Here is a 12,199-nt window from a genome sequence, read left to right on the forward strand (position 1 = left end):
ACGCATGAAGCTTTCCATTTCAAGGCGCGCCATGGTGGCGGGCGGCGCTGCCATGGCCCTCGGCCCCGGCCTGTTGCGGCCGGCACGCGCGGAAAACGGCACGAACGGTGTGAGCGACACCGCCATCCGCATCGGCCAGTCGGCCGTGTTCAGCGGGCCGGCCAAGGACTTCGGCGTCGACTACCGCGCGGGCATCAAGCTGTACTTCGACCGCGTCAACAAGTCGGGCGGCGTGAACGGCCGCAAGATCGAACTCGTCACCTACGACGACGCATACGACCCCGCGAAGACCGCCGTCAACACCGCGAAGCTGATCGACGAGGACAAGGTCTTCGCGCTCGCCGGCTACGTGGCCACCGGCAACCTGGCCGCGGCGATGCCGCTCGCCGAGAAGGCCGGCGTGCCGATGTTCGCGCCGCTGGTGGGCACCACGTCGTTCCGCACCAAGACCAACCGCTACCTGTTCCACGTGCGCGCGGGCTACGACCTCGAGCTGCGCAAGATCATCAGCCACCTGTCGACCATCGGCATCCAGTCGATCGCCGTGGTCTACCAGGACAGCGCCTTCGGCAAGTCGAACCTCGCGACCTGCGAGGAGCTGGCGGCCGACCACAAGGTGAAGGTGGTGAAGACCTTCCCGCTGGCCATCGCCGCCGAAGACGCGAAGCCGGTCGTCGCGGGCCTGGCGGATGCGAAGCCGGGCGCCGTGCTGATGATCATGGCCGGTCGCATGGTCGAGGTGTTCATGCGCGACTACCGTGCCAGCGGCGCGGGCGCTCCGCTGTACACGCTGTCGGTCGGCATCACCGACGCGGCAGGCTCGGCCAAGCGGCTCGACGGCAAGCTCGCGGGGCTGGTCACGGCCAGCATCGTGCCGCCGCCGCAGGCGCTGCGCGTGCCCATCGTGGCCGACTACCAGCGCGACCGCGCCGAGTTCGGCGAGAAGATCGACAGCTACACCGCGCTGGAAGGCTACATCGCCGCGCGCGTGATGGTCGAGGGCCTGCGCCGCGCGGGCAAGGCGCTCACGCGCGACGGCTTCATCGCCGGGCTCGAGAGCATCGGCAGCACGCGCTTCGGCGACTTCCCCGTCGAATACAGCGCGAAGAACCACAACGGCTCGACCTTCGTGGACCTGGAGATGTACACCCGTGACGGCCAGTTGCGGCGCTGAGCCGCTGCACCTGCTGGTCAACGGCCAGGCGCAGTCGATCGAAGGCTTGCCGCGCGAGGCGACGCTGCTGCACCTGCTGCGCAACGACCTGGGGCTGAACGGCCCCAAGTACGGCTGCGGACTGGGGCAGTGCGGTGCCTGCACCGTGCACGTCGACGGCGTGGCCGCGCGTTCTTGCGTGATTCCCGCCCACGGCGTGGCGGGCCGCGCCGTCACCACGCTCGAAGGGCTGGGCTCGCGCGGCGCCTGGCATCCGGTGCAGGCCGCCTTCGAAGATGCGCAGGCCGCGCAGTGCGGCTACTGCCTCAACGGCATGGTCATGCAGGCCGCGGCCCTGCTGGCGCGCGATCCGCACGCAAGCGAGGCGCGCATCCGCGGCGAGCTGTCGGGCAACCTGTGCCGCTGCGGCACGCACATCGAGATCCTCGATGCCGTGCAGCGCGCGGCGCTGCGCATGCGCGTCGGGCAAGCGCCATGACGCGCCGCGCCGACCTGCCTCGGACGCGCGCCGAGTTCCTCGCTGCCAGCGGCGTGCTGCTGGTGCTGCGCGAGACGCCACCACCGCCGCCACCGGCCAAGGGCCAGCCCGCCTTCATCGCCAGCAACCCCGTCGAAGGCGACGAGGTGCTGCTCGCCGTGTGGGACGACGGCAGCGCCTCGGCGCTCAACGGCCACGTCGACCTGGGCACCGGCATCCAGACCGCGCTCGCGCAGATCGTGGCCGAGGAGCTCGACCTCGGCATGCCCTGCGTGCGCATGATGCTCGGCGACACCGCGCGCGCCCCCAACCAGGGCGCGACCATCGCCAGCGCGTCGATCCAGATCCATGCGCAGCCGTTGCGCCTTGCGGCCGCGCAGGCGCGCGCATGGCTGCTGGCGCGCGCCGCCGAACGGCTCGGCGTGCCTGCCGATGCGCTGCAGGTGCGCAACGGCATCGTGCGTGTCGCCGAAGCGCCTGACCGCCACGTCGGCTACGCCGATCTCGTCGCGGGCCAGCGCACCGTGTTGCGGCTCGATGCCAAGGCACAGCCCAAGGACCCCGCCGACTATCGCGTGGTCGGCACCCGGCAGGCGCGCGTCGACATTCCGGCCAAGCTTGCCGGCGAGCTGGTGTTCGTGCACGACATGCGCGTGCCGGGCATGCTGCACGGCCGCGTGGTGCGCCCGCCCTACGCGGGCGCGGACCACGGCGAGTTCATCGGCAACACGCTGGAGGCGGTCGACGAGTCGTCAATCGGGCACATTCCCGGCATCCGCGCGGTGGTGGTCATTCGCGACTTCGTCGGCATCGTGGCCGAGCGCGAAGAGCATGCCGAACAGGCACTGCGCGAGCTGCGCGTCACCTGGAAGCCGTGGCCCGGCATGCCGGACCTGGGCGACGTGGCGCAGGCGCTGCGCGACAACCCCTCGACGCAGCGCCTGCTGGTCGACGAAGGCGATGTCGATGGCGCCATCGCCGCCGCCGCGCAGCCGATGCACCGCACCTACGTGTGGCCGTACCAGATGCACGCGTCCATCGGCCCGTCGTGCGCGCTGGCCGAGTGGCAGCCGGCCGACGGCAGCGGCATGCAGCTGCGCTGCTGGGCCGGTTCGCAGAACCCGCACGTGCTGCGCGCCGACCTCGCGAAGCTCATGGGCGTGGAAGACGTCCAGGTCGACGTGGTCCGCATGGAGGCGGCCGGCTGCTACGGACGCAACGGCGCCGACGACGTGGCCGCCGATGCCGCGCTGCTCGCGCGCGCCGTGGGTGCGCCCGTGCGGGTGCAGCTCACGCGCGAGCAGGAGCATGCGTGGGAGCCCAAGGGCGCCGCGCAGCTGATGGAGATCGACGGCGGCCTCATGGCCGACGGGCGCGTCGCCGCCTACGACTTCGAGACCTCGTATCCGTCGAACGGCGCGCCCACGCTGGCGCTGCTGCTCACGCGCACCATCGAGCCGGTGGCGCAGGCCTACGAGATGGGCGACCGCACCGCGCGCCCGCCGTACAGCTACGACAACCTGCGCGTGAAGGTGAACGACATGGCGCCGATCGTGCGCGCCTCATGGCTGCGCGGCGTGTCGGCATTGCCGAGCTCGTTCGCGCACGAGTCGTACATCGACGAGCTTGCCACGGCGGCGGGTGTCGACCCCGTGCAGTTCCGCCTGCGCTACCTGCAGGACCCGCGCGCGGCCGAGCTGGTGCAGGCCACCGCGCAGAAGGCCGGCTGGCGCATGCGCACCGGCCCGCAGGAGAACGCCGACGGCGGGCTGGGCGAGGGCGGCGACATCCTGTTCGGCCAGGGCTTTGCCTATGCGCGCTACATCCACAGCAAGTGGCCGGGCTTCGGCGCGGCGTGGGCCGCATGGGTGGCCGACGTGGAGGTCAACCGCAAGACCGGCGAGGTGCATGTGCGCCGCGTGGTGGTGGGGCATGACGCGGGCTTGATGATCAACCCGGCGGGCGTGGAACACCAGGTGCACGGCAACGTGATCCAGACCACCAGCCGGGCGCTGAAGGAGCGGGTGCAGTTCGCGCCGCAGCAGCAACAGCAGCAGCACCACCAAGGGCAGCCCGGTGCGCAGCTGCCGGGCGTGCTGCCTTCGGGCGTGGTCGCGAGCCGCGAGTGGGGCAGCTACCCGATCATCAACTTCCGCGAAGTGCCGGTGATCGAGGTGATGCACATGCCGCGGCCGGGCGAGCCTTCGCTGGGTGCGGGCGAGTCGTCGTCGGTGCCGGGCACGGCGGCGATCGCGAATGCGATCTTCGATGCGACGGGGGTGCGGTTCCGCTCGCCGCCGTTCACGCCGGAGACGGTGCTGGCTGAATTGAACCGGGGTCTGCTCGCTGCCCCTCCGGGTGAGGGCGGGGGTGGGGGCATGCGGCGCTCCGATGGTGACGCTGCCGTACCCCCATCCCGGCCTTCCCCCAGAGAGGCAAGGAGCAATGCAGCCTGGCCGCACCGCAAGGGCGTGTGGGCGACTGGCGCAGCCCTCGTCGTCGGCGGCATCGGCGTCATTGCGGGCCTGCTCGGCTGGCGTTCGGCCATCGCGCCCGTGTCGCTCACCGCGCCGGTCTACAGCCAGGCCACCATCGAGCGCGGCCGGGTGCTCGCCGCAGCCGGCGACTGCGCCGTGTGCCACACCGCGCCCGGCGGCGTGCCCAACGCGGGCGGCCGCGCCATGGACACACCGTTCGGCACGCTCTACACCACCAACCTCACGCCCGATGCCGACACCGGCCTGGGCCGCTGGTCGTTCAGCGCCTTCCAGCGCGCGATCCGCGAAGGCGTCTCGCGCGACGGGCACTACCTGTACCCCGCCTTCCCCTACACAGCCTTCGCCAAGACCAGCGACGACGACCTGCAGGCGCTCTATGCGTACTTCATGTCCATGCCCGCGGTGCGCGCGGAAACGCCGAAGTCCGAGCTCAGGTTCCCGTTCAGCATGCGGCCGCTGATGGCCGGCTGGAACGCGCTCTTCCACGACCCCACGCCCATGCAGCCCGTGGCCACGCAGAGCGCCGAGTGGAACCGCGGCGCCTATCTCGTCAACGGCCTGGGCCATTGCGGCGCCTGCCACACGCCGCGCAACGCGCTGGGCGCGGAGCAGGGCGGCAGCGCATTCCTCTCGGGCGCGATGGTCGACGGCTGGGAAGCGCCGGCGCTCACGCATCTGTCGAAATCCGCCGTGCCGTGGGATGCCGACGAGCTCTATCGCTACCTGCGCCACGGCCACACACAGCGCCACGGCATCGCCGGCGGCCCGATGGCCGAGGTGGTGCGCGAGATGCAGCAGCTTCCCGACGAAGACGTGCGCGCGATGGCCACCTACCTCGGCTCCTTCAACCCGGAGCCCGCCGCTGATCCCAAGGCCGTGGCGCAACAGATGGTCGACAACGCGGCGCGCACGCAGGGCCAGCTGCTCGGCCCCGCGCAGCGCATGTTCGACAGCGCCTGCGCTTCATGCCACCACGACGGCAACGGCCCCACGCTGCTCGGCGTGAACACGCCGCTCGCGCTCAACAGCAACCTCACGAGCGTGCGGCCCGACAACCTGCTGCGCACCATCCTCGACGGCGTGCGCGAGCCCGCCACGCGCGACATCGGCTTCATGCCGGCGTTCCGCGAAGCGCTCGACGACCGGCAGATCGCCGAGCTGGCCGGCTACATGCGCGCGCGCTTCGCGCCGCAGGAGCCCGCGTGGACCGACCTGCCAGCGCAGGTGGCACGCGTGCGCGCCGCCCCGGCACACCGCGCGGGGCACTGACAGGGGCTTTGGCTGCCGTTTCCCGGATGCGCCGCTACGATGCCACGTAGCACCATCCAAAGAGACATCACGCCATGCCACTGAACCTCTCCGCTTCTTCCAGCCTCCCCAGCGACGCCGAGCGCGCCACCCTCGTCGGGCGCCTGTGGCAACCGGGCGTCGGCCCCGTGCTCGTGGGCGTGCACGACGGCAGCCTGTACGACCTGTCGAAGCTCGCGCCGACCATGAGCGACCTGCTCGAAGCCAAGGGATCGCCTGCAGAGGCCGTTCGCCGTGCGTTGCAGGGCGCGCCGCGCATCGCATCGCTCGACGAAGCCATTGCCAACAGCGACGAGAGCGTGCGCGACGCGGCCAAGCCCTGGCTGCTCGCGCCCTGCGACCTGCAGGCCATCAAGGCCAGCGGCGTGACCTTTGTTGCCAGCCTTCTGGAACGCGTGATCGAGGAACAGGCGCGCGGCGATGCGTCGAAGGCCGAGGCCACGCGCGCGGCCATCGGCGGCGTGCTCGGCGACAACCTTGCCGACATCGTGCCCGGTTCGCCCGAAGCGATGAAGGTCAAGGAAGTACTGATCGCGCAGGGCGTGTGGTCGCAGTACCTCGAGGTCGGTATCGGCCCCGATGCGGAGATCTTCACCAAGGCGCCGGTGCTTGCGGCCGTGGGCACCGGCGCCGACGTCGGCATCCATTCGGGCTCGGTGTGGAACAACCCCGAGCCCGAGGTCGTGCTCGCGGTGAACAGCCGCGGCGAAACGCTCGGTGCCGCACTGGGCAACGACGTCAACCTGCGCGACTTCGAAGGCCGCAGCGCGCTGCTGCTCGGCAAGGCGAAGGACAACAACGCGTCGTGCGCCATCGGTCCTTTCATCCGGCTGTTCGATGCGCACTTCGGCATCGACGACGTGCGGCGCATCACCGTTGCGCTGGAAGTGACGGGGCCCGAAGGCTTCACGCTCCAGGGATCGAGTTCCTTGTCGAAGATCAGCCGAGACCCGCTGGATCTTGTCTCGCAAACAACGGGAAAAAATCACGGTTACCCCGACGGATTCATGTTGTTTCTGGGAACCATGTTCGCTCCGACACAAGATCGTCACGGGCCCGGGCAAGGATTCACCCATGTCGTAGGCGACCGTGTGCGCATTGCCGCGCCGGAGCTGGGTGCACTGGTCAATCGCGTGGTTCATGCGGACCAGGCGCCGATGTGGACTTTCGGTATCAGTGCGTTGATGCGCAATCTGGGTGCGCGTGGGTTGCTGTCTTCGGAGTTGTAGGCGTTCTGTTTGATGTTTTCGAGAAGTTGTACTCCTTTGTGATTCAGAGACAGTACGTTGCACTCCGTTGTTGTTGACCACGCGTTGGCTTCCCCTCAAGATACCGAGCCTTAAGAATGGTTGAACAGGGAGTTGAGGTTGTCGCAAAGCGAGATCGAACTATTGCAGTCGCCTGTGGAAGGCCCGCATCCGTGCGGTGAAGATCTGGAGTACGACCCCGACTTCATGGCGTTGCAACAGGCAACGACAGGCAAGCGCGAGCAGCAGTTCGGCACGACCATCATTCCTGCCGAGCCGCCCGACTGGGCGCGCGTGGAGCGCATCGCGAGGCAGCTGTGCACGCGGACGCGAGACCTTCGCGTGCTGGTGCCGCTCACGCTGGCCTGGACCGAGAGCCGCGGCCTGCCCGGCTATGTCGAAGGCCTGCAGCTCGTCGATGCGGTACTGCAGAAATTCTGGGACGAAGTGCATCCGCGCGTGATCGACGATGGCTTCGAAGATCCTCTGCCGCGCATGAACGCATTGGCCGCGCTGACCGAGGCCGAAGGGCTCGGGCGTAGCGTGCGCGATGCACGGCTGCTCGACGACGGTGGCGCATCCATGACCTTGCGGCAGGTCGAAGCGCTGCTCGATTCGAGCAAGACCGATCAGATCGACTACCCCGGCGGCATCGGCCGCCTGCGCGACGCCGCACGCCGCGCGCACGAGAAGGCGGCGCCGCCCGTGGTGGCATTGCGCGAGGCGCTCGAACTGCTGCAGCGCATTCGGGAGACATCCGAACGTGCGCTCGGCCAGAGCTGGGCGCCCGACTTCTCGCGGCTCGAACGATCGCTGCGTACCGTGGTCCAGCTGTTGCCTGAACAGTCGCAGCCAGACCAGGCCGACCCCATTGCGTCCCACTCCACAGCGGGTACGCAGCCGAATGAGCAGTTGCAGCCGATGCCGAACGGTACTGCCGAAAATGTCGGCATAGGACTACGCGCCGTCCGCATTAAAGATATTGAAATATCCAGCCGTGATGATGTGCAAGTGCTGTTGGAGAAAGCCTGCCAGTATCTGGAGCGAACGGAGCCAAGCCATCCGTCGCCCATGCTAATACGTCGCGCACAGCGGCTGCTGGAGCTCAACTTCTTCCAGATCATCGAAGAACTCGTGCCCGAGGGACTGCAAAAAATAGAAAGCCTCGCGGGGCGTCCGCTCAACGGCGGGAGCGGCACGCAGTAAGAGGAAAAAGGCAAGGGTGCCGCGCGGCTGTGTGCCGGCGCGCGGCAGGGTGAGATCCGCACGCATTTCAGATTCAAGAGGACGCTTATGGCAGACAACCGTGTCAGGAACAGTGGTCAGAAGTTCATCGCGCGCAATCGCGCGCCGCGTGTGCAGATCGAGTACGACGTCGAGATCTATGGCAGCGAGCGCAAGATCCAGCTGCCGTTCGTGATGGGCGTCATCGCCGATCTCGCGGGCAAGCAGATCGACCCGATGCCGGATCTCGCTGAGCGCGAGTTCATGCCGGTGGACATCGACAACTTCGACGACCGCATGAAGTCCATCAAGCCGCGCGTCGCCTTCCAGGTGCCCAACACGCTCACCGGCGAGGGCCAGATGAACGTCGACATCACCTTCGACAGCATGGACGACTTCTCGCCCGCGCGCATCGCGCGGCAGGTGGACGCGCTGCAGCAACTGCTCGAAGCACGCACGGAGCTGTCCAACCTGCTGTCGTACATGGACGGCAAGAACGGTGCCGAGCAGCTCATCGCGCAGGCGCTGCAGAACCCGGCGCTGCTGAAGTCGCTGGCTTCCGCGCCCAACCCCGCGGTGGCCAAGGCCGTGGAAGCTGCCAATGAAAAGGTCGGCACCGCCACGCCCGGCAACTCTTCCGAATAAGCGCTCGCAGCAAGGACATCGCCACCATGAGTACCGCACCCAAGCAAGGCGCCGCGCGCGCACAGGCCACCGTCGAGGCGCTCGAGCCGAACGAGTTCTCCGACCTGCTGCAGCGCGAGTTCAAGCCCAAGACCGACCAGGCCCGCGAGGCGGTGGAAAACGCCGTCAAGACGCTCGCCGTGCAGGCGCTGGAGAACACGGTCACCATCTCCAACGACGCCTACCGCTCGGTGCAGGCCATCATCACCGAGATCGACCGCAAGCTCTCCGAGCAGATCAACCAGATCCTGCACCACGAAGACTTCCAGCAGCTCGAAGGCGCATGGCGCGGGCTGCACTACCTCGTCAACAACACCGAGACCGACGAGCAGCTGAAGATCCGCGTGATGTGCGCCTCCAAGCGGGAAGTCGCGCGCTCGCTCAAGCGCCACAAGGGCATCGGCTGGGACCAGAGCCCGCTGTTCAAGAAGATCTACGAGGCCGAGTACGGCCAGTTCGGCGGCGAGCCCTTCGGTGCGCTGATCGGCGACTTTCACTTCGACCACAGCCCGCCCGACGTCGAGATGCTCGGCGAAATGGCCAAGATTGCCGCCGCCGCGCATTGCCCGTTCATCGCGGGCGCATCGCCCACGGTGATGCAGATGGATTCCTGGCAGGAACTCTCCAACCCGCGCGACCTGACCAAGATCTTCCAGAACACCGAGCACACGGCCTGGCGCTCGCTGCGCGATTCGGAAGACGCGCGCTACATCGGCCTGGCCATGCCGCGCTTCCTGGCGCGCCTGCCGTACGGTGCGCGCACCAACCCGGTCGATGAATTCGAGTTCGAGGAAGAGACCGACTCCGCCGCGCACAACCGCTACACCTGGGCCAACTCGGCCTATGCGATGGGCGTGAACATCAACCGCTCGTTCAAGCAGTACGGCTGGTGCACGTCCATCCGCGGCGTCGAATCGGGTGGCGCGGTCGAGAACCTTCCCACCCACACCTTCCCGACCGACGACGGCGGCGTGGACATGAAGTGCCCGACCGAGATCGCCATCAGCGACCGTCGCGAAGCCGAGCTGGCCAAGAACGGCTTCATGCCGCTGGTGCACCGCAAGAACTCCGACTTCGCGGCCTTCATCGGCGCGCAGTCATTGCAGCTGCCGGCCGAGTACTACGACGCCGACGCCACGGCCAACGCCAACCTTGCGGCGCGACTGCCGTACCTGTTCGCTTGCTGCCGCTTCGCGCACTACCTGAAGTGCATCGTGCGCGACAAGATCGGTTCGTTCCGCGAGCGCGAGGACATGGAGCGCTGGCTCAACGACTGGATCATGAACTACGTCGACGGCAGTCCCGGCACCTCGTCGCAGGACACGAAGGCAATGAAGCCGCTGGCGGCGGCCGAGGTCCAGGTGGAAGCCATCGAGGACAACCCCGGCTACTACGCTGCCAAGTTTTTTCTCCGGCCGCACTATCAGCTCGAAGGGCTGACGGTGTCGTTGCGGCTGGTTTCGAAGCTGCCATCCAACAAGAAGGACAGCAGCTAATTCAACAGCGTCCCGAATCCGGGCGCAAATAACTTTGGGGGTTAATCATGGCAGTAGACATGTTCATGCGCGTCGAAGGTGCAAACGGCGAATCGAAGGATTCGAACCATAAGGACTGGACCGACATCAAGTCGTTTGCATGGGGAGCGACGCAGCCTGGAAACATGGTCAGCGGCGGTGGCGGTGGCGTGGGCAAGGCGAGCTTCAACGACCTGCAGGTGCTCGCGCGCATCGACAAGGCGGCGCCTTCGGTCATGAAGAACTGCGCCAGCGGCAAGCACCTGAGCAAGGTCGAGGTGTCGGTGTGCAAGGCCGGCGGCTCGCAGATCGAATACACGCGCGTCACGCTCGAAGAAGTGCTCGTCACCTCGGTGCAGTACACGGCCGAGCAGGGCTCCGACGCGGTGTTCGTGCAGTACGCCTTCCAGGCCGCGAAGGTGAAGCAGCAGTACTGGGAACAGACCGACAAGGGCGGCAAGGGCGCCGAGACGGTGCTGGGCTGGAACATCAAGGAAAACAAGGAAGCCTGATTTCCTTCGGCGGCCCGCGCGGCCGCCTTTTTTCCCTTTCCCTCTTTCTCGCGCCACGGCCCTGCGCCGTGGTGCCGGTCAGTCAATGAGGACACTTCATGGGCGATGGGTTTGCAGTGCTTGGCGAACGTTCCGTGGCCGAGCACACCGAATGGGTACAGCGGCAGATCCGCGCCGATCCCCAGAACGCCAGCCTGCGGCTCGCCCTGTGCCACTTTCTTGCGCTGCGCGGTGAGTGGCAGCGGGCCGAAGACCAGCTCAAGCTCGCCACCAAGCTCGATCCCACGTTCACGCCCGCCAGCGTCACATGTTCGATGGCGCTCGCGGGGGAACGGCATCGCGCCGAATTCTGGGCCGGCGGACGCGCGCCGGCCATCGTCGGCGGCAACGCGGAATGGGTGGAGCAGCTCGTTGCCGCCGCCGCCCTGCCGGCCGAGCGCGCCGAGGAGGCCGCAGCCCTGCGCGAGAGCGCGCGCCAGGACGCGCCCGCATTGCGCGGCGCGCTGACCGGCGTCGACCGCTCCGACGCCCGCGCCGTACAGGCGCTCGACGGCGAGCCCGTGCAGCGCAGCGATTTCGAATGGCTGTGCGACGGCGACGTCCGCATCGGCCCCGTGCTGGAACTGCTCACGCCTTCGGGCTACGCATGGCTGCCGCTTCCCGAGGTACGCCGCATCAAGTTCTCGCGTCCCCAGCACCTGGTCGACCTGCTGTGGGCGCCGGCCGAGATCGAACTGCAGGACGGCCGCGCGCTCAACGGGCTGGTGCCCGTGCGCTACCCGGGCAGCCTCGAAGGGCTCGACGACGAGACCACGCTGGGCCGCCGCACCGACTGGCTGCCGCTGGCCGGCGAAGAACAATACGCGGGCGTCGGCCAGCGCACGCTGATCAGCGAGGCCGGCGACCATTCGCTGCTCGACCTGCGGCTGATCGAGATCACGCGCGAGGACGCCACCGCATGAGCGCATTGATGGACAACAGCATCGACGGCGAGTCGCAGGAAAGCGTTGCGCGCGACCGTCTCCAGCCCGTGCTGCTGGACCGCCTGACCGACAAGGCGCCGCAGAGCCGGCAGGAGCGCGCCGGCGCGTTCCTCATGAGCGGCAAGCTGCTGCGCGACTCGGTTCTGCGCGACCTGCAGTGGCTGCTCAACACCACCAACTTCGGTGCCGACCACGACATCAACGCCATGCCGCGCGCGCGCCGCTCGGTGGTGAACTACGGCGTGCGCGGCTGGGCCGGCGGGCGCATGTCGGAAGTCGACTTCGCCGATGTCGAGGCCGCCATCCGCGCCGCCATCATCGACTTCGAGCCGCGCATCATGAAGGACAGCATCGACGTGCGCTGCGTGACCGACGCGACCGACCTCGAGCACCACAACCTGCTCGCGCTGGAGATCCGCGGCACGCTGTGGTCGGTGCCCTATCCGATCGAATTCATCCTGCGTTCCGAACTGGACCTGGAGAGCGGCCACATGGTGCTGCGGCCCACGGGAGGGTTGTGATGCAGTGGCTCTTGCCTTCTGTTCAAGAAACACCGTGGAACCGGCTTTGCCGGGCC

At 67.9% G+C, this 12,199-nt stretch carries 10 protein-coding genes; all 10 read left to right on the forward strand.

Annotated elements, in window-relative coordinates; genetic code table 11:
* The first annotated feature begins 4 nt into the window (after positions 1-4).
* The 10 genes from QRN67_RS10275 (at position 5) to tssE (ending at position 12,143) form a co-directional block, all read left to right on the forward strand.
* Entirely contained in the window at positions 5-1,174 is a 1,170-nt protein-coding gene (locus QRN67_RS10275) for an ABC transporter substrate-binding protein (protein WP_285411671.1), read from the forward strand.
* Positions 1,152-1,652: a (2Fe-2S)-binding protein gene (locus tag QRN67_RS10280; protein WP_285411672.1), complete on the forward strand. Its 501-nt coding sequence runs from the start codon at positions 1,152-1,154 to the stop codon at positions 1,650-1,652. The genes QRN67_RS10275 and QRN67_RS10280 overlap by 23 nt, the downstream gene beginning before the upstream one ends.
* The gene (locus QRN67_RS10285; RefSeq protein ID WP_285411673.1) at positions 1,649-5,419 is read left to right on the forward strand and encodes a molybdopterin cofactor-binding domain-containing protein; all 3,771 of its coding nucleotides are present in this window, start codon (positions 1,649-1,651) and stop codon (positions 5,417-5,419) included. Before QRN67_RS10280 ends, QRN67_RS10285 begins: the two co-directional genes overlap by 4 nt.
* Before the next feature lie 74 nt (positions 5,420-5,493).
* Entirely contained in the window at positions 5,494-6,687 is a 1,194-nt protein-coding gene (locus QRN67_RS10290) for a fumarylacetoacetate hydrolase family protein (RefSeq protein WP_081268107.1), read from the forward strand.
* Between the two features lie 132 nt (positions 6,688-6,819).
* Complete coding sequence (gene tssA / locus QRN67_RS10295; protein WP_503010888.1) at positions 6,820-7,911, forward strand: type VI secretion system protein TssA; 1,092 nt, start codon at positions 6,820-6,822, stop codon at positions 7,909-7,911.
* An 87-nt stretch (positions 7,912-7,998) separates the two neighbouring features.
* Positions 7,999-8,574: a type VI secretion system contractile sheath small subunit gene (gene tssB, locus QRN67_RS10300; protein WP_081268109.1), complete on the forward strand. Its 576-nt coding sequence runs from the start codon at positions 7,999-8,001 to the stop codon at positions 8,572-8,574.
* Between the two features lie 26 nt (positions 8,575-8,600).
* The gene (gene tssC, locus QRN67_RS10305; RefSeq protein ID WP_081268110.1) at positions 8,601-10,109 is read left to right on the forward strand and encodes a type VI secretion system contractile sheath large subunit; all 1,509 of its coding nucleotides are present in this window, start codon (positions 8,601-8,603) and stop codon (positions 10,107-10,109) included.
* A gap of 47 nt (positions 10,110-10,156) precedes the next feature.
* Positions 10,157-10,639, forward strand: coding sequence for an Hcp family type VI secretion system effector (locus QRN67_RS10310; protein ID WP_081268111.1), 483 nt, complete (start codon positions 10,157-10,159; stop codon positions 10,637-10,639).
* Between the two features lie 98 nt (positions 10,640-10,737).
* Positions 10,738-11,601 (forward strand): type VI secretion system accessory protein TagJ, encoded by an 864-nt coding sequence (locus QRN67_RS10315; RefSeq protein WP_106936138.1) that lies wholly within the window; start codon positions 10,738-10,740, stop codon positions 11,599-11,601.
* Entirely contained in the window at positions 11,598-12,143 is a 546-nt protein-coding gene (gene tssE, locus QRN67_RS10320) for a type VI secretion system baseplate subunit TssE (RefSeq protein ID WP_106936137.1), read from the forward strand. Before QRN67_RS10315 ends, tssE begins: the two co-directional genes overlap by 4 nt.
* Positions 12,144-12,199: the final 56 nt, after the last annotated feature.

The sequence above is a fragment of the Variovorax sp. efr-133-TYG-130 genome (assembly GCF_030208835.1).
Lineage (GTDB): Bacteria > Pseudomonadota > Gammaproteobacteria > Burkholderiales > Burkholderiaceae_C > Variovorax.

Bases quoted from the DNA above. Each gene is read 5' to 3' on its own strand.
- QRN67_RS10275 (WP_285411671.1), top strand. From the start codon at position 5: ATGAAGCTTTCCATTTCAAGGCGCGCCATGGTGGCGGGCGGCGCTGCC.
- QRN67_RS10285 (WP_285411673.1), top strand. From the start codon at position 1,649: ATGACGCGCCGCGCCGACCTGCCTCGGACGCGCGCCGAGTTCCTCGCT.
- QRN67_RS10290 (WP_081268107.1), top strand. From the start codon at position 5,494: ATGCCACTGAACCTCTCCGCTTCTTCCAGCCTCCCCAGCGACGCCGAG.
- tssB (WP_081268109.1), top strand. From the start codon at position 7,999: ATGGCAGACAACCGTGTCAGGAACAGTGGTCAGAAGTTCATCGCGCGC.
- tssC (WP_081268110.1), top strand. From the start codon at position 8,601: ATGAGTACCGCACCCAAGCAAGGCGCCGCGCGCGCACAGGCCACCGTC.
- QRN67_RS10310 (WP_081268111.1), top strand. From the start codon at position 10,157: ATGGCAGTAGACATGTTCATGCGCGTCGAAGGTGCAAACGGCGAATCG.
- QRN67_RS10315 (WP_106936138.1), top strand. From the start codon at position 10,738: ATGGGCGATGGGTTTGCAGTGCTTGGCGAACGTTCCGTGGCCGAGCAC.
- tssE (WP_106936137.1), top strand. From the start codon at position 11,598: ATGAGCGCATTGATGGACAACAGCATCGACGGCGAGTCGCAGGAAAGC.